The 22,826-nt window shown below is 43.6% G+C and carries 25 protein-coding genes; 1 reads left to right on the plus strand and 24 read right to left on the minus strand.

The genetic code is table 11. From position 1 onward, the window contains the following. Positions 1-1,542, plus strand: coding sequence for a threonine ammonia-lyase, biosynthetic (ilvA, locus tag SNR28_RS26740; protein WP_375752021.1), 1,542 nt, complete (start codon positions 1-3; stop codon positions 1,540-1,542). A gap of 39 nt (positions 1,543-1,581) precedes the next feature. Here ilvA and SNR28_RS26745 read toward each other — a convergent pair whose 3' ends face one another. The 24 genes from SNR28_RS26745 to SNR28_RS26860 form a co-directional block, all read right to left on the minus strand. Continuing rightward, on the minus strand, positions 1,582-2,013 hold the full coding sequence (locus tag SNR28_RS26745; protein WP_375752023.1) for a F0F1 ATP synthase subunit epsilon: 432 nt from the start codon (positions 2,011-2,013) through the stop codon (positions 1,582-1,584). Between the two features lie 78 nt (positions 2,014-2,091). Beyond that, positions 2,092-3,456 (minus strand): bifunctional UDP-N-acetylglucosamine diphosphorylase/glucosamine-1-phosphate N-acetyltransferase GlmU, encoded by a 1,365-nt coding sequence (glmU, locus tag SNR28_RS26750; RefSeq protein WP_375752025.1) that lies wholly within the window; start codon positions 3,454-3,456, stop codon positions 2,092-2,094. A 161-nt stretch (positions 3,457-3,617) separates the two neighbouring features. Continuing rightward, positions 3,618-4,043, minus strand: coding sequence for a F0F1 ATP synthase subunit epsilon (locus tag SNR28_RS26755; RefSeq protein ID WP_375752026.1), 426 nt, complete (start codon positions 4,041-4,043; stop codon positions 3,618-3,620). A gap of 19 nt (positions 4,044-4,062) precedes the next feature. Continuing rightward, positions 4,063-5,466, minus strand: coding sequence for a F0F1 ATP synthase subunit beta (atpD, locus tag SNR28_RS26760; protein WP_375752027.1), 1,404 nt, complete (start codon positions 5,464-5,466; stop codon positions 4,063-4,065). A 34-nt stretch (positions 5,467-5,500) separates the two neighbouring features. Beyond that, positions 5,501-6,370, minus strand: a complete 870-nt coding sequence (gene atpG / locus SNR28_RS26765; protein ID WP_375752029.1) for a F0F1 ATP synthase subunit gamma — start codon at positions 6,368-6,370, stop codon at positions 5,501-5,503. Between the two features lie 62 nt (positions 6,371-6,432). Then, positions 6,433-7,974 carry a F0F1 ATP synthase subunit alpha gene (gene atpA / locus SNR28_RS26770; RefSeq protein WP_375752030.1) on the minus strand — a complete coding sequence of 514 codons (1,542 nt, stop codon included), beginning with the start codon at positions 7,972-7,974 and terminating at the stop codon, positions 6,433-6,435. Between the two features lie 14 nt (positions 7,975-7,988). Beyond that, positions 7,989-8,519 carry a F0F1 ATP synthase subunit delta gene (gene atpH / locus SNR28_RS26775; protein WP_375752031.1) on the minus strand — a complete coding sequence of 177 codons (531 nt, stop codon included), beginning with the start codon at positions 8,517-8,519 and terminating at the stop codon, positions 7,989-7,991. Positions 8,520-8,533: 14 nt separating this feature from the next. Next, the gene (gene atpF, locus SNR28_RS26780; RefSeq protein WP_375752032.1) at positions 8,534-9,004 is read right to left on the minus strand and encodes a F0F1 ATP synthase subunit B; all 471 of its coding nucleotides are present in this window, start codon (positions 9,002-9,004) and stop codon (positions 8,534-8,536) included. A 62-nt stretch (positions 9,005-9,066) separates the two neighbouring features. Then, positions 9,067-9,318 carry a F0F1 ATP synthase subunit C gene (atpE, locus tag SNR28_RS26785; RefSeq protein WP_275130663.1) on the minus strand — a complete coding sequence of 84 codons (252 nt, stop codon included), beginning with the start codon at positions 9,316-9,318 and terminating at the stop codon, positions 9,067-9,069. A 60-nt stretch (positions 9,319-9,378) separates the two neighbouring features. Next, positions 9,379-10,191 (minus strand): F0F1 ATP synthase subunit A, encoded by an 813-nt coding sequence (atpB, locus tag SNR28_RS26790; RefSeq protein ID WP_375752033.1) that lies wholly within the window; start codon positions 10,189-10,191, stop codon positions 9,379-9,381. Between the two features lie 8 nt (positions 10,192-10,199). Further along, positions 10,200-10,589 carry a F0F1 ATP synthase subunit I gene (locus tag SNR28_RS26795; protein ID WP_375752034.1) on the minus strand — a complete coding sequence of 130 codons (390 nt, stop codon included), beginning with the start codon at positions 10,587-10,589 and terminating at the stop codon, positions 10,200-10,202. A 182-nt stretch (positions 10,590-10,771) separates the two neighbouring features. Next, positions 10,772-11,656 (minus strand): ParB/RepB/Spo0J family partition protein, encoded by an 885-nt coding sequence (locus tag SNR28_RS26800; protein ID WP_375752036.1) that lies wholly within the window; start codon positions 11,654-11,656, stop codon positions 10,772-10,774. Between the two features lie 20 nt (positions 11,657-11,676). Then, positions 11,677-12,450, minus strand: coding sequence for a ParA family protein (locus tag SNR28_RS26805; protein ID WP_375752037.1), 774 nt, complete (start codon positions 12,448-12,450; stop codon positions 11,677-11,679). An 11-nt stretch (positions 12,451-12,461) separates the two neighbouring features. After that, complete coding sequence (gene rsmG, locus SNR28_RS26810; RefSeq protein WP_375752038.1) at positions 12,462-13,097, minus strand: 16S rRNA (guanine(527)-N(7))-methyltransferase RsmG; 636 nt, start codon at positions 13,095-13,097, stop codon at positions 12,462-12,464. Next, positions 13,097-14,989 carry a tRNA uridine-5-carboxymethylaminomethyl(34) synthesis enzyme MnmG gene (mnmG, locus tag SNR28_RS26815; RefSeq protein ID WP_375752039.1) on the minus strand — a complete coding sequence of 631 codons (1,893 nt, stop codon included), beginning with the start codon at positions 14,987-14,989 and terminating at the stop codon, positions 13,097-13,099. Before mnmG ends, rsmG begins: the two co-directional genes overlap by 1 nt. Positions 14,990-15,489: 500 nt before the next feature. Continuing rightward, on the minus strand, positions 15,490-15,924 hold the full coding sequence (gene mioC / locus SNR28_RS26820) for an FMN-binding protein MioC (RefSeq protein ID WP_375752040.1): 435 nt from the start codon (positions 15,922-15,924) through the stop codon (positions 15,490-15,492). Between the two features lie 138 nt (positions 15,925-16,062). Continuing rightward, on the minus strand, positions 16,063-17,424 hold the full coding sequence (gene mnmE, locus SNR28_RS26825) for a tRNA uridine-5-carboxymethylaminomethyl(34) synthesis GTPase MnmE (RefSeq protein WP_375752041.1): 1,362 nt from the start codon (positions 17,422-17,424) through the stop codon (positions 16,063-16,065). A gap of 209 nt (positions 17,425-17,633) precedes the next feature. Further along, positions 17,634-19,256, minus strand: coding sequence for a membrane protein insertase YidC (gene yidC / locus SNR28_RS26830; protein ID WP_375752042.1), 1,623 nt, complete (start codon positions 19,254-19,256; stop codon positions 17,634-17,636). A 2-nt stretch (positions 19,257-19,258) separates the two neighbouring features. Continuing rightward, on the minus strand, positions 19,259-19,516 hold the full coding sequence (gene yidD, locus SNR28_RS26835) for a membrane protein insertion efficiency factor YidD (protein ID WP_277825008.1): 258 nt from the start codon (positions 19,514-19,516) through the stop codon (positions 19,259-19,261). Continuing rightward, complete coding sequence (rnpA, locus tag SNR28_RS26840; RefSeq protein ID WP_277825010.1) at positions 19,483-19,839, minus strand: ribonuclease P protein component; 357 nt, start codon at positions 19,837-19,839, stop codon at positions 19,483-19,485. The genes yidD and rnpA overlap by 34 nt, the downstream gene beginning before the upstream one ends. 12 nt (positions 19,840-19,851) lie before the next feature. Then, positions 19,852-19,986: a 50S ribosomal protein L34 gene (rpmH, locus tag SNR28_RS26845; protein WP_093278272.1), complete on the minus strand. Its 135-nt coding sequence runs from the start codon at positions 19,984-19,986 to the stop codon at positions 19,852-19,854. Positions 19,987-20,240: 254 nt separating this feature from the next. Continuing rightward, entirely contained in the window at positions 20,241-20,975 is a 735-nt protein-coding gene (locus SNR28_RS26850) for an amino acid ABC transporter ATP-binding protein (RefSeq protein WP_375752044.1), read from the minus strand. After that, positions 20,972-21,643: an amino acid ABC transporter permease gene (locus SNR28_RS26855; protein ID WP_375752046.1), complete on the minus strand. Its 672-nt coding sequence runs from the start codon at positions 21,641-21,643 to the stop codon at positions 20,972-20,974. The genes SNR28_RS26850 and SNR28_RS26855 overlap by 4 nt, the downstream gene beginning before the upstream one ends. 91 nt (positions 21,644-21,734) lie before the next feature. Then, positions 21,735-22,490: an amino acid ABC transporter substrate-binding protein gene (locus SNR28_RS26860; protein ID WP_375752047.1), complete on the minus strand. Its 756-nt coding sequence runs from the start codon at positions 22,488-22,490 to the stop codon at positions 21,735-21,737. Between the last annotated feature and the right edge of the window lie 336 nt (positions 22,491-22,826).

Consider the following 22,826-nt stretch of genomic DNA (forward strand, 5'->3'; position numbering starts at 1 on the left):
ATGGGCAATATGCAACATCCTCTACCGAAAACTGGCGCAGAATATCTGCGCCATATTCTTCGCGCTCCAATCTACGAAGTCGCTTCAAAAACACCGCTTCAGGATATGCCAAGGCTCTCTGAGCGAATTGGAAATCAGGTTCAGTTAAAACGGGAAGACCGTCAGCCGGTTAACTCTTTTAAGCTACGTGGTGCTTACAACATGGTTGCCACTCTGACTGAAGAGCAGAAAAAAGCAGGCGTTATTGCCGCTTCTGCGGGAAACCATGCTCAGGGAATCGCTTATTCAGGCAAACACCTTGGTATTAAAGCCATTATTGTTATGCCTCAGACAACACCGGATATCAAAGTTGATGCTGTACGAGGCTTTGGTGGCGAAGTGGTTCTTCATGGCAGCAATTTTGATGAAGCTAAAGCCGAGGCAGAACGTCTATCTAAGTTGCACGGCTATACCTTTGTTCCTCCGTTTGATCATCCGCTGGTGATTGCTGGTCAGGGCACCATTGGTATGGAGATGCTCCAGCAGAACGGTCACCTGGATTATATCTTTGTTCAGGTTGGCGGTGGCGGCCTTGCTGCCGGTGTTGCTATTCTGGTTAAGCAGTTAATGCCAGAAGTCAAAGTTATCGCTGTTGAACCAGAAGATTCATGCTGCCTTAAAGCGGCTATGGATGCAGGTGAGCCAGTAGTTCTTGATCAGGTCAGTATGTTTGCTGATGGTGTCGCCGTTAAACGTATAGGTGACGAAACCTTCCGCGTATGTAACGAGTATCTGGATGGTCATATCACGGTTTCCAGCGATGAGATCTGTGCTGCTGTTAAAGACATCTTTGAAGATACCCGAGCGATTGCAGAGCCATCAGGAGCACTAGCATTAGCAGGACTAAAGAAGTTTGCTGAAGAAAATGGTCTGAAAGACAAAAAGCTAGGCACAGTTCTTTCCGGTGCCAATACCAACTTCCACGGACTTCGCTACGTTTCAGAACGTTGTGAAATAGGTGAGAAAAAGGAAGGTTTGTTAGCGGTTACTATCCCTGAAGAGGCAGGTGCTTTCTTTAAGTTCTGCCAGATTATTGGTGGTCGAGCGGTAACCGAGTTTAACTACCGTTATAGCGATGAGAGTTTAGCAAATATCTTCGTTGGTCTAAGGCTTCAAGGCGGTCAGGAAGAGCTGGAAAGTGTAATCCATGATCTCCGTGATGGTGGCTATCCAGTAATCGACCTGTCAGACGATGAGACAGCCAAACAGCATATCCGTTATATGATTGGTGGTCGTCCTAAGAAACAGCTTCAGGAGCGCTTATACAGCTTTGAGTTTCCGGAATATCCAGGAGCTCTGCTTAAATTCCTGAGTACTCTTGGAACACATTGGAATATAACTCTATTCAACTACCGCAATCACGGTGCTGATTACGGCCGTGTACTTTGTGGATTTGAACTGGAAGAGTCTGACCTAGCTCGGTTCTCAGAGCATTTGTTTGAGCTGGATTATCCGTATAAGGATGAAACGGATAACGAAACCTACAAATTCTTTTTGTCTTAAAACCTGTTTTGACCAGTACAGAAAAGGAGAAACACCTTATTAACCGGTTTTTCTCCTTTTTTTCGTCAGTTCAGCCACTCGTAGCTGGGCAATTGCTTTCGCTAGTTCCCTGGCCGCTTTTGCGAAGTCCATATCACCATGTTGATTGTGAATATGCTCTTCGGCTTTACGTTTAGCCTCTTCAGCTTTCGCGGCATCGATATCTTCGCCCCGGATTGCAGTATCAGCAAGTATATTGGTCATACTCGGTTGGACTTCAACAATACCACCAGAAACGTAAATAAGTTCCTCATGGCCATGCTGCTTAACAATTCGAAGAATACCTGGTTTGATTGTGGTTAATAATGGAGCATGCCCATAATAGATACCAAATTCCCCTTCACTTCCGGTCACCTGGAAGGTCTCCACACGGCCTGAGAAAATCTTTTTCTCGGCACTTACTACATCCAGATAAAAAGTAGTCACACTCATTCTGCTTCCTGCTTTTTGTTAAAAAGGGTGACTATCATTAGTCACCCTTAAGTATGGTTTATATCGCAGCAATTATACTTACTTTTTAATTTTTACCGGGCGTTGCCAGCCAGGAATTCTGCGTTCTTTAGCGCGAGTGATGACTAACTCACCTTCCTCAATATCTTTTGTTACCGTTGTTCCGGCACCAATTGTTGCACCATCTCCAACCTTTACGGGAGCAACAAGTTGAGTGTCAGAACCAACAAAGACATCATCACCAATGATCGTTTTGAACTTATTAGCGCCATCATAATTACAGGTAATGGTACCCGCACCGATATTTGTATCTTTACCGATCTCGGTGTCACCAATATAAGTGAGGTGACCAACTTTAGAGGCTAGTCCAATCACACCGTTTTTGATCTCAACGAAGTTACCAACATGAGCTTTGTTCTTAAGCTCAGCGCCAGGACGAAGGCGTGCAAATGGACCAACTGTACAATCTTCACCGACTGTAGAGTCTTCGACAACCGTGTATGGGCTCAGCACAGAGTTGTCATCTATTTCACAATCTTTCAGAACACAGCCGGCACCAATAACTACGTTATCACCAATAGTTACGCTACCTTCGATAATAACGTTAACGTCGATTTCCACATCACGACCACACTGTAGCTCACCACGTAGATCAAAACGGCTAGGATCACGAAGCATAACGCCCTGCTCTAGCAGTTTTTCTGCCTGCATAGCCTGAAAAGCGCGCTCTAGCTTAGCTAGCTGAATACGGTTATTAACACCTTCAACTTCAATTGGATTCGCAGGGTGTACTGCTTCTACCGCACCACCTTCTTCATGAGCAGCTGCAATGATATCTGTAAGATAGTACTCACCCTGAGCATTGTCGTTACTTAAACCAGATAACCAACGTTTAAGGTCTTTACCCGTTGCAACAAGTACGCCTGTATTGACTTCCTTAATCAGCTTCTGCTCTTCTGTCGCATCTTTTTGCTCAACTATAGCAACAACAGGACCATTCTTGCGCACAATGCGTCCGTAGCCCGTAGGATCGTCTAGTACAACCGTTAAGAGTGCAATACCGCCTATAGGTTGTGCATCAAGAAGGTTTTCAACGGTCTCAGCGGAAATAAGCGGAACATCGCCATAAAGTACCAGTACTTTTTCATTGTCATCAAAACTTGGAGATGCCTGATCAACAGCGTGACCAGTGCCTAGTTGCTCTGATTGAAGTACCCAATTGACAGGCTCGTTTCCAAGGACCTCTTTCATCTGATCACCACCGTGACCATAGACCAAATGAATATTTTGAGCACCCAGTCCCGTACAAGTATCAATGACGTGCTTTGCCATCGGTTTTCCTGCCAAAGTATGCAGAACTTTTGGCATATTGGAGTACATACGGGTTCCTTTTCCCGCAGCCAGGATAACCGCGCTAAACTTCATGAAGATAACCTTATCGTCTAATTATTTAAGAAGCTGATTTTAACGTGATAGACAAAAAGTATAAAAGGGAAATGTTAATAATTGGCAATATAAAGCGTATATATTCCTATAAACGCAAAAAGGCGACCAATTGGTCGCCTTTATAGCAATGCACTAAATGATTAGCGTCTTCTTTGCTTTGTCAGTTCGATTACTCGAAGCTGAGCAATGGCTTTAGCCAGTTCACTGGCCGCTTGTGCGAAGTCCATATCACCATGCTGATTCTGGATATGCTCCTCAGCTTTGCGCTTGGCTTCTTCTGCCTTAGCAGCGTCAAGGTCTTCACCACGGATTGCTGTATCAGCCAGTACGGTAGCCGTACCAGGCTGAACTTCAATAATACCACCAGAAACGTAAATAAATTCCTCGTGGCCGTGCTGTTTAACAATACGCACCATGCCAGGCTTAATAGCGGTCAGCAGCGGTGTGTGACCATGGAAAATACCAAGCTCACCTTCGCTCCCGGTCGCCTGAAATGTTTCAACACGGCCAGAAAAAAGCTTCTTCTCCGCGCTAACTACATCCAGGTGAAAGGTAATTGCTGCCATATCGCCTCCTATTTAGCCTTTATAGCTTCTTAGCATTCTCGATAGCTTCGTCGATAGTACCGCAGTACATAAACGCTTGCTCTGGAATGTCATCGTATTCACCACTTAGCAAACCTTTGAAACCACGAAGAGTTTCTTTCAGAGATACATAAGTACCTGGTTCACCGGTAAATACTTCCGCTACGTGATAAGGCTGAGTTAGGAAACGCTCAATCTTACGTGCACGTGCTACCACTAGCTTATCTTCTTCAGACAGTTCATCCATACCTAGGATAGCGATGATGTCTTTCAGCTCTTTATAGCGCTGAAGTGTCTGCTGAACACCACGAGCTACATCGTAGTGCTCCTGACCAACAACAAGTGGGTCAAGCTGACGTGAAGTAGAATCTAGCGGATCGATCGCTGGGTATAGACCCATTGCAGCGATGTTACGGCTAAGTACAACTGTTGCATCCAAGTGTGCGAACGTTGTTGCTGGAGACGGGTCAGTCAAGTCATCCGCAGGTACGTATACCGCCTGAACAGAGGTGATAGAACCCTGTTTAGTCGATGTGATACGCTCCTGAAGAACACCCATTTCTTCAGCTAGTGTTGGCTGGTAACCTACCGCAGATGGCATACGACCCAGAAGTGCCGATACCTCTGTACCCGCTAGGGTATAACGGTAAATGTTATCAACGAACAACAGTACGTCACGACCTTCGTCACGGAAACGTTCTGCCATTGTCAGACCTGTCAATGCTACACGTAGACGGTTGCCTGGTGGCTCGTTCATCTGACCGTATACCATTGCTACTTTTGATTCTTCAGGGTTTTCGATGTTTACAACACCTGCTTCCTGCATTTCAAAGTAGAAGTCGTTACCTTCACGAGTACGTTCACCTACACCCGCGAATACTGAAAGACCAGAGTGCTGAAGTGCGATGTTGTTGATAAGTTCCATCATGTTAACGGTCTTACCTACACCTGCACCACCAAACAGACCGATTTTACCACCCTTAGCGAATGGACAAACCAAGTCGATTACTTTTACACCTGTCTCAAGAAGTTCAGTCACGTTTGACTGCTCTTCGTAGCTTGGAGCTTCACGGTGAATTGCGTAGTGCTCTTCAGCATCTACTTCACCACGCTCATCAATCGCGTCACCAAGAACGTTCATGATACGTCCAAGGGTCTTTGTACCTACTGGTACAGTGATTGGAGCGCCAGTATTTTCTACCGCCAGTCCACGACGTAAACCATCAGAGCTACCCATTACGATACAGCGAACAACACCACCGCCTAGCTGCTGCTGAACTTCAAGAACAAGACGCTCTTGAGCTTCAACCACATTAAGCGCGTCATATACACGTGGTACATCGCCTTGTGGGAACTCTACGTCGACTACCGCACCGATGATCTGTACGATCTTACCTGTAGCCATCGTTAATCCTCTAACTAATTAGTTTTTCCAATGCTTAAACCGCTGCAGCACCACCTACAATCTCAGAAAGTTCTTGTGTGATAGCCGCCTGACGCGCCTTGTTATACACAAGCTCTAGGTCTTCGATTAGGTTTGTTGCATTATCTGTTGCTGCTTTCATCGCAATCATTCGGGCTGCCATTTCACATGCCAGGTTCTCTACCACACCCTGATACACCTGAGATTCAACATAGCGAATCAATAGTGCATCCAGAAGTGGCTTTGGTTCTGGCTCATAAATGTAATCCCATGAATGCTCACGTTTTTGCAGCTCTTCATTTTCCGATTTAGGCAGTGGTAGCAATTGATCGATCGTTGGTTCCTGAACCATAGTATTAACAAACTTGTTGAATACTACGTACAGGCGGTCCAATTCACCTTCATCATATTTCTTCAGCATTACGCCTACAGAACCAATCAGATCTTCAAGACTTGGGTTATCACCAAGGCCTGATACCTGAGCAGCTACTTTAGCGCCACTATTATTGAAAAATGCAGTTGCTTTAGTACCAACAATGGCAATCTCAAGTTCTGCACCTTTCTCTTTCCAGTCCTGCATGTCATGCATAGCTTTTTTGAACAGGTTGATGTTCAAGCCACCACACAGACCACGGTCTGTAGAAACGATGATATAACCAACACGCTTGGCTTCGCGTTCTTCCAGATACGGATGTTTGTATTCCAGATTACCGCAAGCCAAATGACCGATCACTTTACGCATTGTTTCTGCATATGGACGAGAAGCTTCACGAGCGTCCTGAGAACGTCTCATTTTAGAAGCTGCTACCATTTCCATCGCTTTCGTGATCTTCTGAGTGCTTTTCACACTCCCGATCTTATTACGTATCTCTTTTGCGCCGGCCATCGTATTACTCTCTCTCTATGGATTATTGCCAGTGACCATATTGGTCACCCGCAAAGAACCAATTACCAAGTTTGGGTTGCCTTGAAATCGTCAACAATCTTCTTAAGTTGCGCTTCGATTTCATCATTGTAAGCACCCGTTTTGCTGATTTCGTCTGAGAAATCTGCAAAGTGGCTGTGAGCATACGATAGTAGAGCTGCTTCGAAGTCCAGAACCTTGTTCAGTTCAATGTCTTCAAGATAGCCACGCTCTGCCGCAAAGATTACTAGTGCCTGGTCAAATACTGACATTGGAGCATATTGCTTCTGCTTCATTAGCTCAGTAACTTTCTGACCATGGTCCAGCTGCTTCTTAGTTGCTTCATCAAGATCAGATGAGAACTGAGCAAACGCTGCAAGTTCACGGTATGCAGCAAGCGCTGTACGGATACCACCTGATAGTTTCTTGATAATCTTAGTCTGCGCTGAACCACCTACACGAGATACCGAGATACCTGGGTCAACCGCAGGGCGAACACCAGAGTTAAACAGTTCTGTCTGTAGGAAGATCTGACCATCAGTAATCGAGATTACGTTAGTCGGTACGAATGCAGATACGTCACCAGCCTGAGTTTCAATGATAGGAAGAGCAGTCAAAGAACCAGTCTTACCTTTCACTTCACCATTAGTGAATTTTTCTACGTATTCTTCACTTACACGAGCAGCACGCTCTAGAAGACGAGAGTGAAGGTAGAATACATCACCAGGGAATGCTTCACGACCCGGTGGACGCTTCAGTAGTAGAGAGATCTGACGGTATGCTACCGCTTGCTTAGATAGGTCATCATAAACAATCAGTGCATCTTCACCGCGATCACGGAAGTATTCACCCATCGCACAACCTGAGTACGGTGCAAGATATTGCAGCGCAGCAGATTCAGAAGCAGAAGCAACAACTACAATGGTGTTATCCAGTGCGCCATGCTCTTCTAGCTTGCGTACTACGTTCGCGATAGTCGATGCTTTCTGACCGATAGCTACGTAGATAGAGTAAATACCAGAGTCTTTCTGGTTGATGATTGCATCGATAGCCAATGCAGTTTTACCAGTCTGACGGTCACCGATTACAAGTTCACGCTGACCACGACCGATTGGGATCATGGAGTCAACAGACTTATAACCAGTTTGCACAGGTTGGTCTACCGATTTACGGTCGATTACACCCGGAGCGATAACTTCTACAGGAGAAGAGAGTTTCGCTTCGATTGGACCTTTACCATCGATAGGCTCACCCAGTGTGTTTACCACACGGCCAAGCATTTCAGGACCTACAGGTACTTCAAGAATACGACCTGTGCCTGTTACTTTCATGCCTTCCTTAAGGTCGGCATATGGGCCCATTACTACCGCACCAACCGAGTCACGCTCAAGGTTAAGTGCAAGTGCATAACGGCCACCCGGTACTTCAATCATTTCACCTTGCATCACGTCCGCTAGGCCGTGGATGCGAATGATACCATCGCTTACCGATACGATAGTACCTTCATTACGAGCTTCACTAACAACTTCGAAAGATTCGATACGCTGTTTGATCAGATCGCTAATTTCCGTGGAATTTAGTTGCATGCTTCCAATCCCCATTAAGACTGTAATGCATCGCTCAGGCGATTCAATTGACCGCGCGTTGAGTTATCGATGATTAAGTCTCCGGCTCGAATAACAACCCCACCAAGTAGGGCCTCATCTACACTGCAATTCAGGTTAACTTTGCGCTCTAGACGCTGCTCAAGTTTGCTGCTGATATCTGCAATTTGTGCTTTGGTCAATTTAGTTGCGGAAACCACTTCTGCATCAACCATTTTTTCATGCTCTTGTTTAAGAGCAATAAACTCATTGCAAACCTCAGGAATAGCTAATAGTCGGCCATTCTCAGCCATTACCTTGATAAGGTTCTGGCCAAATTCATCAAACTGTTCGCCACAAACGGCAATAAAGATTTCTGACAGTTTGTCAGCAGATGCGGAACTCGTAAGAAGCTCAGCAATATCTTTATTCTTTGTAACTTCGGCAGCAAAAGTAAGCATTTGACTCCATTGGTCTAATGCATCTTTTTCTACCGCAAAATCAAACGCTGCTTTAGCATAGGGGCGTGCGATTGTAGTCAAAGACATATGCGCCCCTCGCTTTAAAGTTTTGCAGTAATGTTATCGAGAATATCTTTGTGCGCATCTTTATCGATGGAACGCTCAAGGATTTTCTCAGCACCAGCTAAAGCCAGAGTAGCAACTTGTTTGCGCAGTTCATCGCGCGCACGATTGCGTTCTGCTTCGATTTCAGCTTCAGCTTGAGTAAGAATCTTCTGGCGTTCTGCCTGAGCTTCTTCACGAGCTTCATCTACAATCTGAGCCTTACGCTTATTCGCTTGCTCAATAATCTCTGTTGCTGTGCGCTTCGCTTCTTTCAACTGATCTGAAGCGTTGGCTTGTGCTAGGTCTAGATCTTTTGCTGCTCTTTCAGCAGCCTGAAGACCATCAGCAATTTTTTTCTGACGTTCTTCGATCGCATTCATGATTGGCGGCCACACGTACTTCATGCAGAACCACACAAAAAGTGAGAATGCTATAGCCTGACCCAGCAGAGTTGCGTTCATATTCACAACAGCTACCCCTCTATTTGTTCTTCGACGACAAAGTTTCTATTTAGCTTTAGATCTGTCGATTATAGAGAACCAACAAATGGGTTCGCGAACGTGAATAGAAGTGCGATTACGATACCGATCATTGGGATCGCATCAAGCAGACCAGCGATGATGAACATCTTAACCTGTAGCATAGGAGCCATTTCTGGTTGACGAGCAGCACCTTCAAGGAATTTACCACCAAGAATTGCGAAACCGATCGCTGTACCAAGAGAAGCAAGACCGACGATAATACCTACGGCGATTGCTGAAAAGCTCAGTAAAGTTTCCATTACTATCTCCAATTTATAGTTGTTGGCTTATATGCCGAAAAAAACTTTAAAAATTAATTATTAATGATCAGGGTCTTCATGAGCCATCGACAGATATACGATGGTAAGCATCATGAATACGAACGCCTGGATACAAATTACTAGAATATGGAAAATTGCCCATGGAAGAGCACCTAACCATTGTAGCCACCACGGTAGCAAAGCAGCGATAAGAATAAATACAACCTCACCAGCGAACATGTTACCGAATAGACGCATGCCAAGTGAAAGCGGTTTAGCAAGTAGCGATACCACTTCAAGAAGCAGGTTAAACGGAATCATCACAGGGTGATTGAATGGATGTAGAGCTAACTCTTTCGCGAAGCCGCCCAGTCCTTTGATCTTAATGCTGTAGAAAATCATAAGAGCAAAGACACCGAGTGCCATAGCCATGGTGATGTTAACATCAGCAGAAGGAACCACTTTTAGATACGGGATACCTAGCCAATGTTCAGCTGGATAAGGTAAGAAATCAATTGGAACTAAGTCCATGATGTTCATTAGCAATACCCAACAAAAGATAGTCAGTGCCAATGGTGCGATCAATGGGTTGCGTCCATGAAAGGTCTCTTTGACGTTATCAGCGACAAATTCGACAATCATTTCAACAGCACACTGAAGCTTACCCGGCACACCTGTTGTTGCTTTCTTTGCTACAGAGTAGAAAACCCAAAGGAATAACATCCCTGTAAACGCAGAAAAAAACAGGCTATCGATATGCACATTCCAGAAACTTGACTCCTCCGCAACTAGACCTAGCTTATATAAAGACAGGTTAGTCAGGTGGTGTTCAATGTAACCGATAGATGTGAGCGCTTCACCTTGCGCAGCCATAACTCATCCTATTTTTTTTTGTTAATGAAAAACGCGGGCAAAAAGATATTAAGACCTAAAGCCAGCAAATAGGTTGTTTTAAGTGGAACAAGTTCCACATGCATATACATGTAAACAATAGAAAAGAGAACTGCAGTGAGAAGGATTTTCAACGTTTCGCCAGTGTAGAACGAAACTGTAACAGCTCGTGCCGCTCTTGCCCCACTGTACAAAAATGCACAGAACGCAAAAACTGCATTCGCTACTACGAATATACCACCGCCAATTAACGCAGACACTCCCCAGTCAATATTCACGGCTAGTGCCATTCCTATTGCCACTAATATAACCACGCTAGATTGAATCAATAACAATCGCTTTGCAAGCGCTCGTCCTGGCCTAGCCAGCGCAGCTACCATGTATTCTTACCTCTTCTTATACTTCCAACTACGCACTTATAACCGTGCATGGAAATTCAGCGAAAATTATACGTTGAGACATTATTAATGCAATAAAAACGCAGCATTAAATAACAAAATTGTTTACAAACCTACAACTTTCAAAATATCTGATGTAACAACTGTAAGTTGTTGCTCAACTCTTACTCATTCTCAAGTAATTTAATCAACTGATCTAATTTGTGAGGCTCATCAAAAGTTATTGTTAACTTGGACTTACCTTTACTTGAGCGGACCAAAGAAACCTCTGAACCAATCCTTTTAGTCAATCGTTCAGAAATATCTATTGCTTCGAGATCTACGCTCTTTTCAGGTTGTTCTTGTTTAGGCTCTAAATATTTTTTTACAAATTTCTCAGCCTGACGAACCGTCATTTGCTTGTTAGCAATAACATTTGCAACTTCAATTTGTGAACCGCCTTCAAGAGACAGCAGTGTTCGAGCATGTCCCATCTCAAGTTTTTTCTGCTCAACAAGAGATTTAACCTCATCATCCAACTGATTTAACCTCAGTAGGTTAGTGACAGTTGTTCTCGATTTCCCGATAACATCCGCTACCTGTTGATGCGTCAGTTCGAACTCATCCTGAAGACGTTCAAGTGCCTGAGCTTCTTCAATAGCATTCAGGTCTTCTCGCTGAATATTTTCTATCAGCGCCATTGCAATAGCAGCGTTGTCTTTTACGTTCTTTACAATACATGGAACTTGACGAAGTCCAGCTTGTTTGGCTGCTCTCCAGCGACGCTCACCAGCAATAATTTCATAGGTGTTATCAGATACTTGTCTGACAACTATTGGTTGAATAATTCCCTGAGACTGGATGGAAGCGGAAAGCTCTTCAAGAGCTTCAGGTGACATCTCTTTTCGGGGCTGATAGATACCCGGTTTAAGACTGTTTACAGATATGTCTGTCAGTTCACCATCTGTCGATAGGGACTGACTATGAGAAGCTACCTGCTGCTTCTCTCTGGCGATAGAACTGGTAGCCAGTAGCGCGTCCAGGCCTTTTCCTAAACCACGTTTAGACATTTATATTAATTCCTTAATTTTTATGCGGGTACTTCTTCTCGGCGAAGCATCTCTCCAGCTAAAGCTAAATAGGCTTTAGAGCCAGCAGAGTGTTTGTCGTAGTACATAGCGGGTCTGCCATGACTTGGAGCTTCGGCAAGTCGCACATTTCGAGGAATAACGGTTCTGTAAACCTTGTCACCAAAGTGCTTCTTAAGTTGGTCAGAGACTTCGTTCGACAAGCGATTTCGCGGGTCAAACATGGTTCTGAGCAAACCTTCAATCTTCAAGTTTTCATTCACTACCGCTGCAAGTTTGCTGATTGTATCCATCAATGCAGTAAGCCCTTCTAAGGCAAAATATTCACACTGCATTGGCACTAATACAGAATCTGCTGCGGCCATGGCATTGATTGTAAGTAGGTTTAGAGCCGGGGGACAATCTATAAAGATGAAATCATAGTTATCACGAACCATAGCTAAAGCATTTTTTAGCCTGACTTCGCGAGCAAACACTTCCATCAATTTGATCTCTGCCGCTGTTACATCACCGTTGGCTCCAACCAGATCGTAACCACCAGATGTCTTTCGACACACTACTTCGTCAAACGGAGTATCTTCTACAAGCAAATCATAAGCTGTAGCGTCAATCTGGTATTTATCGACACCGCTAGCCATGGTTGCATTACCTTGAGGGTCGAGATCGATAACTAAGACTTTACGCTTTGTCGCAGCCATTGATGCAGCAAGATTGACACAGGTAGTGGTTTTTCCCACTCCACCTTTTTGGTTAGCGATTGCTATGATTCTTCCCACAATTAACCTCTCTACAAATCCTTATCCGCTAAGGTTACTAGATGTCTTTCGCCTTCAAGCTCTGGAACTTGCAAAGCTTTGAATTCGATCACAGTACACCATTCCGGAAGCTCCGCAACCTCTTGCTCTGAATATTGCCCTTTTAAAGCCAAAAATTTACCTGTTTCTGGCTTCGGTAGGTGGCGACACCACTCCACCATATCAGTCATCGATGCAAAGGCTCTACTTAGTACAGCATCGAATTTTTCTTCTGGTTGAAACTCTTCTACCCGACTCTGCACTGTCGTCACGTTCTCGATGTTTAAGTCATGTAAGACTTGTTTGATAAACCGAATGCGCTTTCCAAGGCTATCCAATAGATAAAATTCACAATCAGGTTTCATGATCGCCAATGGAATTCCAGGTAACCCCGGACCAGTACCAACATCAATAAAGCGCTGGCCAGTAAGCAAAGGACTCACGATGATGCTATCAAGAATATGTTTAACCAACATATCCTCTGGATTCCTGACAGAGGTTAAGTTATACGCTTTATTCCACTTGTTCAATAATTCAACATATCCAACTAACTTCTGGCGTTGTTCTTCTGAAACATCAAGATCAGTTTCCAATAAAAGGGAATCCAGTTTTGCTTTCAATAAACTCACTACTCTTCACCTTTTTTCAGTAGGCCTTGTTTTTTAAGGAAAACAAGAATAATTGAAATTGCTGCAGGCGTAATACCTGAAATACGGGATGCAATACCTATAGTATCTGGTTTTGCGTCTTTCAGTTTTGCGACAACCTCGTTTGATAGTCCCTGGACGGTATCGTAGTCAAAATCAGCAGGAATTTTTGTATTCTCATGTCGTAAGGATTTTTCGATCTCGTCTCTCTGACGCTGGATATATCCTTCGTATTTCACCTGGATTTCAACTTGCTCAGAAGCTTGCTTATCTTCAAGAGCTGGCGAAAAAGCATCAAGTTGTGTCAACTGATCGTAGCTAATTTCTGGACGGCGAAGCAGATCCTCACCACTCGCCTCACGAGACATAGGTGTTTTTAAAAGAGCATTAAGTGCATCGACACCTTCAGACTTTGGGTTCATCCAGGTCTCTTTTAGACGCTGGCGCTCCTTTTCCATATTTTCGATCTTTTCGTTAAATCGAGCCCAGCGAACATCATCAACAAGCCCCAACTCGCGGCCTTTTTCTGTTAAGCGAAGATCGGCATTGTCTTCGCGCAATAACAATCTGTACTCAGCACGAGATGTAAACATACGATACGGTTCTTTCGTTCCCATTGTCGAAAGATCGTCAATAAGAACCCCCATGTAGGCCTCGTCACGACGCGGGCTCCAACCCTCTTTATCCTGAGAGTACAAACTAGCATTCAAACCAGCCATCAAACCTTGAGCAGCGGCTTCTTCGTACCCTGTCGTGCCATTGATCTGGCCGGCAAAGAACAGGCCTTTGATAAACTTGTTTTCATAGGTACTTTTGAGATCTCTCGGATCAAAGAAGTCATATTCAATCGCATATCCTGGTCGAACAATATGAGCGTTTTCCATCCCCTTCATTGAACGTACAATCTGCACCTGAACATCAAATGGCAAACTGGTAGAAATACCATTCGGATAAAGTTCCGTTGTTGTAAGTCCTTCTGGTTCAATAAAGATCTGGTGACTATTCTTGTCAGCAAAACGCATCACTTTATCTTCAATAGAAGGACAGTAGCGAGGACCAATGCCTTCTATCACTCCCGCATACATAGGACTACGATCTAGGTTCGCTCTAATAACATCATGTGTTTTTTCGTTAGTATGAGTTATATAACAAGGAATCTGACGTGGGTGCTGCTCCCTTTCACCTAAGAATGAGAAAACCGGTGTTGGATTATCTCCGTGTTGTACTTCAAGAACTGAAAAGTCGACACTATTGGCATCAATACGCGGTGGTGTGCCCGTTTTAAGACGATCAACTCTTAACGGTAGCTCTCTTAATCTATCAGCTAACGTGATCGATGGTGGATCGCCTGCACGGCCTCCTGAGGAGCTTTCCATTCCAATATGGATCTTACCCCCAAGAAAGGTTCCAACGGTCAGTACAACCGATTTGGAGAGGAATTTGACGCCCATTTGAGTAACAACTCCAGCCACTCGATCATTTTCGACAATAAGATCATCTGCTGGCTGCTGAAATAATGTCAGGTTAGGTGTATTTTCAAGAACAGTACGAATCGCATTTTTATAGAGTACGCGATCAGCCTGAGCACGAGTTGCTCTTACTGCAGGTCCTTTAGACGCATTTAACGTTCGGAACTGTATACCTGCTTTGTCGATAGCTTGAGCCATAACACCACCCAAAGCATCAACTTCTTTTACAAGATGTCCCTTTCCTATTCCACCAATAGCCGGATTACATGACATCTGGCCTAAGGTATCAATATTGTGTGTCAGCAACAGGGTTTTCTGACCTGTTCTGGCTGCAGCAAGTGCTGCTTCCGTTCCAGCGTGTCCGCCACCGATAACAATGACATCAAATGATTCGTGATAAAGCATTGAACGACCTTAGATAGAGCTAACGAGACTGTAATACAACTATCAGACTCAAAGAAAATGGAAATATAAAAAAGAGCGGTATTTTACCTGTTTTGCCTCACTGAGAAAATCAATTTCACTATTTTTTGGTTACGCGAGAAAAGATTAAGGTATATATGATCTATATAAAGATCTTTTTATTAGATCTACTATTAGGGAAACACGATCCTGTGGATAAGCTCGAAAAGATCAATAAGATCATGAGTTCAGGGTGGATCATATTTTGTGATCAGGTTTTGATCATGCTCTTAGGTAGCTGGGATCAAAAGGGCTACTTATCAACAGATGCAGAAACTGATCAAAGTTATAAATTGGATAACTATAGCTTGATCACTTGTTTATCTCAGTTTTATCCACATGTGATATTTTTGCTATAGGATAAAATTTAATAACGTAACCTTTATAGTTATCCACATTGGGGTGTAATTTGACTGAGTACAGAACTCTGATACCACTAAATGTTAAAAACTTTTAAGGTTCTCTTTCAGCCACTCTTCTGCTGGTTCTTCTGGTACTTGTGATTTTAAAACATCTATCGTAAAGCAGTCAGATAAAGGTGTTGCCCCAATATCTAGCAACAAGTTATATGCATGTTTACCTGCATCGCAGAAAGTATCATAACTAGAATCCCCTATAGCGATAACTGCAAATTTAACATCTGTCATTTTAGGAGGTGTTGCAAGAAGGCTGTTGATAAAGGGTTGAATATTTTCCGGATAGTCGCCTGCACCATGTGTAGAAGTTATGATCAACCAGGTTCCGCAATTTGGAATGTCTTCTAATGCCGGATTATTGTGGATCTCGGTTTCATGTCCGTTTTCATTCAGAAGATCGCTTAAGTGGTCTCCTACGTACTCTGCACCACCTAATGTGCTACCAGTAATAATTTGGATCATGGTTGTATAAAGCCTCATCTAATTCGTTGTCATCAGGCTTTAGTATTGAATGAATTAGTCTTTGAATCAACGGTATTAGTTGAAAGGTTTTTTGGGCGAGAGAAACAAAAAAGGAGCTTGAAAGCTCCTTTTTAATGATTATTTTCCGATACAGAATGATGTAAATATTCTTCCTAGCAGGTCATCAGAGGTAAATTCTCCGGTGATCTCATTCAAGTGTTGTTGAGCAATGCGCAGTTCTTCCGCCAGGATTTCACCTGCCATGAAGCCTTCTAGCTGTTGCTGGCCAATATTCAGATGTTCAGCTGCTTTTTCCAGGGCATCCAGGTGACGTCTGCGAGCCATAAAGCCACCTTCGCTATTTCCAGAAAAGCCCATGCACTCTTTCAGATGATTACGAAGTGCATCAACGCCTTCGCCTGTTTTTGCTGAAAGACGAATCAGAGTTGGGGAGTTTACATGACAGATCCCTAGCTCTTCGTTAGTTTGATCGGCTTTATTGCGGATCACTGTCATACCTATATTTTCAGGCAGGCGATCAATAAAGTCTGGCCAGATTTCTTTTGGATCGGTTGCTTCGGTTGTTGTTCCGTCCACCATAAAAAGAACACGATCTGCTTGTGCTATTTCGTCCCATGCACGGTCAATACCGATACGCTCAACCTCGTCAGAAGCATTGCGTAGACCTGCAGTATCGATTATATGAAGCGGCATGCCATCGATATGGATATGTTCTCTCAGTACGTCTCGTGTCGTCCCTGCAATATCGGTAACAATTGCACTGTCTTTACCTGAAAGGGCATTGAGTAGGCTTGATTTACCAGCGTTAGGGCGACCTGCGATAACCACCTTCATGCCTTCGCGCATGATGGCTCCCTGATTTGCTTCTTTACGAACGGCTTCTAGGTTATCGATAATAGTTTGCAAATCCCCACTGACTTTACCGTCAGATAAGAAATCAATCTCTTCTTCTGGAAAGTCGATAGCAGCTTCTACGTAAATTCGTAGATGGATAAGCGATTCAACCAGCGTGTTGATGCGCTTGGAGAACTGCCCTTGAAGAGACTGAAGAGCAGATTTAGCGGCTTCTTCAGAACTAGCATCGATAAGGTCGGCAATCGCTTCTGCTTGAGTTAAGTCCATCTTATCATTTAGGAACGCACGTTCTGAAAATTCTCCTGGACGGGCAGGACGAACATCTGATATTTCCAGAATACGTTTAATCAGCATATCCATAACTACGGGACCACCGTGTCCCTGAAGCTCTAGTACGTCTTCACCGGTAAACGAGTGCGGATTTGGAAAGTACAAAGCGATACCCTGATCAAGCTCTGTTCCATCAGCCATTTTAAATGGAAGGTACTCTGCATATCTTGGGCGAAGGTTCTTACCTGTAACTTCTAGCGCCACTTCTGCCGCTTTAGGGCCGGATACACGAATAATACCCACTCCTCCACGACCTGGAGCTGTTGCCTGAGCAACGATAGTGTCTGTAGTCATAGTTTTACCAAATCTGAGGAGCGGAAAGGGAATTCATTTTATAAGACGCCGTGAATCCATCCATGGAGGCTTGAACAAAGCATCCATGCTTTGAACACTTATAAAACGAACACCCCATCCACTCCCAATAAGCTATTTGTAGCCAAAGTTTAATCAGCTAATAACAAAAAGGCGACCCTTTGGCCGCCTTTCTTCGATTCTTTCAAATCTTAGTTCTTAGAGTGTAAGCCCTTCTTCTCCAGATTCTTATAGATAAGCGTCTGTTGAATTAGCGTTACGATGTTCGATACCAACCAGTATAGAACCAGACCTGATGGGAAGAACAGGAAGAAGAATGTAAACATAACCGGCATAAAGGTCATGATCTTCTGCTGCATTGGATCCGTTACAGTTGTCGGGCTCATCTTCTGAATCATAAACATACTTGCACCCATCAATAGAGGAAGGATGTAGTATGGGTCTTGAGCTGAAAGGTCAGTAATCCAGCCGAAGAATGGTGAGTGACGAAGCTCAACAGATTCCATCAGAGACCAGTACAGTGCGATGAAGATAGGCATCTGCAAGAAGATAGGTAGACAGCCACCAAGTGGGTTTACTTTTTCTTTCTTGTACAGTTCCATCATTTCCTGGCTCATACGTTGGCGATCATCACCGATACGCTCACGCATTGCCTGTAGCTTAGGCTGAAGCATACGCATCTTAGCCATTGAGGTGTACTGAGCTTTTGTTAGCGGGTACATAGCGCCACGAACAACGAATGTCAGGATAATGATTGCTACACCCCAGTTAACAACAACACCCTGGATCATAGATAGTAGCCAGTGAAGAGGCTTAGCAATGAACCACAACCAGCCGTAGTCAACTACAAGGTCTAGGTTAGGCGCAACAGCGGCCATAGCGTCTTGTAACTTAGGACCCACCCACAATGTCGCTTCAAACTTAGTGCTTTCGCCATTAGCAATAGTTTTGTTCGGCATGCGAACACCGATATCACCAAGGTTTCCAATAACACGAGTGTATAGAGTAGAACCAGCTTCGTTACGTGGAACCCATGCCGATGCGAAGTAATGCTCTAGCATAGCAACCCAACCTTTACCTTCAGGAAGGTTCAGAGAAAGGTTACGATCCTGCATATCTTCGAAGCTGTATTTCTTGTAACGCACGTCTTCAGTTGAGTATGCGCCACCACGGTAAGTTGGCATTGTCAGGCTGCCACCAGCATCCATCAGGTTTTGACGAAGGTGAGCGTACATACCAAATGTAGCGTTGTTACCAGAGTTGTTTACAACATCAAACTCAACATCTACAGCGTAAGAACCACGCTTTAGAATAAATGTTTTTGTGTAATCAAGACCATTTGCTGTGTAAGTCAGCGGAATTCGTAGTTCATCCTTACCTTCAGAAAGAGTGAAGGCGTCAGCTGAAACAGAGTAGTTAGGACGGCTTGTGCTGCTAAGGTCGATACCTTGAGGGCCAACTAAACCACTTTGAGCAATGTAAACATGACCCTGAGAGTTCTTAAGAATCTGGAATGGTTCGTCAGATTCAAACTCTTTGTCATATTCATTTAATTTTGCAGATACAACATCACCACCAAATGTATCGATTGACAGAGTCAGTACATCAGTCGTAACAGTTACCAGTTTTGCAGAAGCGTTTTGTTCAGGTGCAGGGTCAAGCTCATCAGCAATAGCTGGTGCCGGTAGAGTACCGCCATTTTGTGCTTGAACAGCTTGCTGTGGCGCCGGGTTTTTCTCTACTTGCCATTGTTGATACAGCAAGAAAGAAACCAAAGCCAGTGCAAGAAGCAGGATATTACGTTGAGAATCCATTGTTATTTATCTCTGTCAGTTTCTTGTATTGGTGGAACGGGGTCATATCCCCCTTCATTCAAAGGGTGGCATTTTAATAGACGTTTGCCAGATAACCAACACCCTTTTACAAAACCATGCATTTTTATTGCCTCAATAGCATAAGTTGAGCAGGTTGGTGTAAAGCGGCAACGCGGACCTATAAGCGGACTTATTACCCACTTATATATGTAAATCAATCCGATAGCTAACCACGAGAAGGGCGAGAAAGGCGACGCCATAATTTATCTAATAATTTAAACATTTCCTCATTACTCAAATCTTGCGCGCTCTTTTTCGCAATTACAACAAAATCTTTATTTGGAAGTTTGTGTTGTCTTGTTCTGAAGCTTTCGCGAGTCAAACGTTTGAAGCGATTACGACCGACAGCAGTTTTGATTTGTTTCTTAGGAACAGCTAAGCCCAGACGAGGGTGAGAAAGAGAATTGTTACGAGCAATGATAGTGAAATGGGGAGAGCCAGCACTGTGTGCTTGCTTGAATACAGTTTGATAATGCTCGGGAGTTAACAGACGTAACTCCCGATTGAACGCGTACTTACTCAAAATAATCGCGAATTATTTTGATAGGCGCTTACGGCCTTTAGCACGACGTGCATTAATTACTTTACGACCGTTCTTAGTAGCCATACGTGCACGGAAACCGTGAGTACGCTTACGCTTTAGAACTGAAGGTTGAAAAGTGCGTTTCATGGTGTATACCTTTACTGATCAGTAGTTTATAGGTTTTTGTTAAACCCGGCGTGGGACTTAACATCCGACGCCTCTCAACAAAGAGGCGGAATTGTAATCACTGACTACACAAGAGTCAATCATTATAAGGCTCACAGAGCGTTTTTATTCCGGTTGGCGGATTATACGTTTTGTGAACCAAATCTCAAGGATCTTTTGATCCGATCTCATCCACAGCAGATCATCTAAAAATATCCACAAAAGTGGATAAGTGATCAGAACCCCACACGGTTCAGGAACTTCTGCAAGCGAAGATCTTGTGGATTAGAGAATAATTCTTGTGGAGAACCCTGTTCGACAATTTTTCCTTCCGCCATGAAGATCACTCGGTCTGCGACTTCTTTGGCAAACTGCATTTCATGGGTGACAACCACCATTGTCTGATGCTTCTTCGCCAGATTTTTCATCAGGTTAAGAACCTCACCAACCCATTCTGGATCGAGCGCTGATGTTGGTTCGTCAAACAGAAGTAGTTCAGGAGAGAGTGCCATGGCGCGACCAATACCTACACGTTGCTGCTGGCCACCAGAAAGTGCGGCAGGGTAACTATCCGCCTTATCTCCCAGACCAATCTCATCAAGGATGGTTTGTGCTTTATTGTAGGCTTGCTCTTTTTTCCATCCATGAACGGTAATCAAACCTTCTGCTATGTTTTGCTTTGCTGTTAGGTGAGCAAACAGAGCATAGTTCTGGAAGACGAATCCTGTTTTTCTTCTTAGTTCCAGAATGTCTTTCTTTGAGCTGTTTTCTGCATCAACAGAAATATCATCTATTGTGATCTTTCCTTTGTTTGCAGATTCCAGAAAGTTAACACAGCGCAGAAGAGTTGATTTTCCTGTTCCGCTAGAACCAATGATTACGATGATCTCGCCTTTTTCTATCTCTAGATCGATGCCTGAAAGAACCGACGTATCACCAAATTGCTTATGAATATTTTCTAGTTTGATCATCTTTGGTACGCCTTATTCAGTCTTATTTCTACCCGGTTTTGAACTTGAGTGAGCAGGACAACAATTACCCAGTAGATTAGTGCTACTGCAAGGAAAGCTTCGAAAAAACGGAAACTGGAGGCTGCTTCCATCTGAGCTTTAGCCATGATTTCTGCAACACCAAAGGTAAACGCCAGTGATGTGGACTTAATCATATCGATGAAGTAGTTCATCATAGATGGCAAAGCGACACGGCTAGCCTGAGGAAGAATGATTCTTCTCATTGCCTGTGATGTCGTCATACCTATAGAAAGGCTCGCTTCCATCTGGCTTCTGTCTATGCCAATAATTGCAGCACGAATGGTTTCTGCCATATAGGCAGCAAAGTGAAGAGCTAGACCGATTACGGCTGCGCTAAATGCATCCAGACCTACAAAAATAGGAAATATCTGTGGTAAGCCGTAATAGAAGAGGAACAGCTGTACAAGCAATGGAGTGCCACGGAAGAAACTGATATAAAGCTGGCTAAGTTGATCCAGTACCGGAATCTTGAACACCCTGATATTGGCAATGATAACAGCCAGAATTGTAGAAAATATCAATCCCAGAATAGCCATTTCCATGGTAGTGCTCAGATACTTAAGCAGTATTGGCATCAGTTCCAGCATATAGTTGATATCAAAACCCATGAAAACCTCGCAGAAACAAGAAAGGTGGAACCCGAAGCCCACCTTTTTTAAAGAAGTAAGCTCCCAAATCCGTAGGAGCCTAGATAATTAGTTATTTGGTAATGTCTGCACCAAACCATTTGTCTGAAATTTTAGCCAGAGTGCCGTCTGCTCGCATCGCTGATAAAGCCTGGTTTACTTCAGCCTGAAGCTTTTTACCATTGTCGTTGTTCACGAATGGCCATGCATTTTCAATTGTTTCAAATGGTTCGCCTGCAAGTTGTAGAGGAAGTCCTGTCTTCTTAATCACTTCAAGAACCGAGATTCGATCCATAACAAACGCATCTACACGACCAAGTGCTGTTTCATGCTCAAAACCTGTTTCGTATGTTTTGATGTTAATTTTGCCTTCTTTGTCATTCTTACGTAGCAGTTCTTCAAAGTTAGAACCAAGGTTTACAGCAACGGTTTTACCTTCCAGATCTTTCAGACCTTTGATGCTGTCATTACCTTTACGTACTGCAACTTGAGCGCCATCTACTACATATGGGTCAGCGAACAGGTATTTTGCTTTACGTGCATCTGTCATTGTTATTTGGTTAGAAATAGTATCAATACGACCAGTTTCCAGAAGACCAAACAAGCCAGAGAAGTTAGCGGTTACATACTCAACTTTATAGTCATTACGTCGACCGATTTCATCCCAAAGATCAACCTCAAAACCCTGTAGTTTGTCTTTCTCTACAAACGTAAATGGGAAGTAACGACCGGACATACCTACTTTTACTTCTGTTGCGGCATGAGCAACTGAAATTATGGATGATGACAGAGCTATAATTGTTAGTAATAGTTTTGAGCCGAATTTCATATTATTAAAACCTCACTTTCTGGATGGAAAGTATGTTACTGGTAAAGTAGGGCAAGATTAAAATAACCAGTTGTTATTACATATTCAGTATTAGTTTGTCTTATAGCTACAGCTTAACTATCCGATCTTGGGGATAAGTCGATAAGATCCCGTTTTTGTTAGCTTCTGTGTGGATTTTCTTGGGGAAAAATGTGTGGATCCAAGGTATATAAAAAGTAAGTATGTGAATAACTTTGATCTTATTCACTGGATCAGCGATCTTTTTGTGGAGATCTTACTGCTCAGGGAGTAGAATTGGCAGTCCTTTCAAAACCAAATAATAACAAGTGGGGTCAC

Origin of the sequence: Vibrio iocasae, from assembly GCF_042245395.1 — a bacterium.
Lineage (GTDB): Bacteria > Pseudomonadota > Gammaproteobacteria > Enterobacterales > Vibrionaceae > Vibrio > Vibrio iocasae.

What these genes read in the sequence shown, in the direction of transcription:
- ilvA (WP_375752021.1), top strand. Translation starts at nt 1, where the DNA reads ATGGGCAATATGCAACATCCTCTACCGAAAACTGGCGCAGAATATCTG.
- SNR28_RS26745 (WP_375752023.1), bottom strand. Translation starts at nt 2,013, where the DNA reads ATGAGTGTGACTACTTTTTATCTGGATGTAGTAAGTGCCGAGAAAAAG.
- glmU (WP_375752025.1), bottom strand. Translation starts at nt 3,456, where the DNA reads ATGAAGTTTAGCGCGGTTATCCTGGCTGCGGGAAAAGGAACCCGTATG.
- SNR28_RS26755 (WP_375752026.1), bottom strand. Translation starts at nt 4,043, where the DNA reads ATGGCAGCAATTACCTTTCACCTGGATGTAGTTAGCGCGGAGAAGAAG.
- atpD (WP_375752027.1), bottom strand. Translation starts at nt 5,466, where the DNA reads ATGGCTACAGGTAAGATCGTACAGATCATCGGTGCGGTAGTCGACGTA.
- atpG (WP_375752029.1), bottom strand. Translation starts at nt 6,370, where the DNA reads ATGGCCGGCGCAAAAGAGATACGTAATAAGATCGGGAGTGTGAAAAGC.
- atpA (WP_375752030.1), bottom strand. Translation starts at nt 7,974, where the DNA reads ATGCAACTAAATTCCACGGAAATTAGCGATCTGATCAAACAGCGTATC.
- atpH (WP_375752031.1), bottom strand. Translation starts at nt 8,519, where the DNA reads ATGTCTTTGACTACAATCGCACGCCCCTATGCTAAAGCAGCGTTTGAT.
- atpE (WP_275130663.1), bottom strand. Translation starts at nt 9,318, where the DNA reads ATGGAAACTTTACTGAGCTTTTCAGCAATCGCCGTAGGTATTATCGTC.
- atpB (WP_375752033.1), bottom strand. Translation starts at nt 10,191, where the DNA reads ATGGCTGCGCAAGGTGAAGCGCTCACATCTATCGGTTACATTGAACAC.
- SNR28_RS26795 (WP_375752034.1), bottom strand. Translation starts at nt 10,589, where the DNA reads ATGGTAGCTGCGCTGGCTAGGCCAGGACGAGCGCTTGCAAAGCGATTG.
- SNR28_RS26800 (WP_375752036.1), bottom strand. Translation starts at nt 11,656, where the DNA reads ATGTCTAAACGTGGTTTAGGAAAAGGCCTGGACGCGCTACTGGCTACC.
- mnmG (WP_375752039.1), bottom strand. Translation starts at nt 14,989, where the DNA reads ATGCTTTATCACGAATCATTTGATGTCATTGTTATCGGTGGCGGACAC.
- mioC (WP_375752040.1), bottom strand. Translation starts at nt 15,924, where the DNA reads ATGATCCAAATTATTACTGGTAGCACATTAGGTGGTGCAGAGTACGTA.
- mnmE (WP_375752041.1), bottom strand. Translation starts at nt 17,424, where the DNA reads ATGACTACAGACACTATCGTTGCTCAGGCAACAGCTCCAGGTCGTGGA.
- yidC (WP_375752042.1), bottom strand. Translation starts at nt 19,256, where the DNA reads ATGGATTCTCAACGTAATATCCTGCTTCTTGCACTGGCTTTGGTTTCT.
- yidD (WP_277825008.1), bottom strand. Translation starts at nt 19,516, where the DNA reads ATGGCGTCGCCTTTCTCGCCCTTCTCGTGGTTAGCTATCGGATTGATT.
- rpmH (WP_093278272.1), bottom strand. Translation starts at nt 19,986, where the DNA reads ATGAAACGCACTTTTCAACCTTCAGTTCTAAAGCGTAAGCGTACTCAC.
- SNR28_RS26850 (WP_375752044.1), bottom strand. Translation starts at nt 20,975, where the DNA reads ATGATCAAACTAGAAAATATTCATAAGCAATTTGGTGATACGTCGGTT.
- SNR28_RS26855 (WP_375752046.1), bottom strand. Translation starts at nt 21,643, where the DNA reads ATGGGTTTTGATATCAACTATATGCTGGAACTGATGCCAATACTGCTT.
- SNR28_RS26860 (WP_375752047.1), bottom strand. Translation starts at nt 22,490, where the DNA reads ATGAAATTCGGCTCAAAACTATTACTAACAATTATAGCTCTGTCATCA.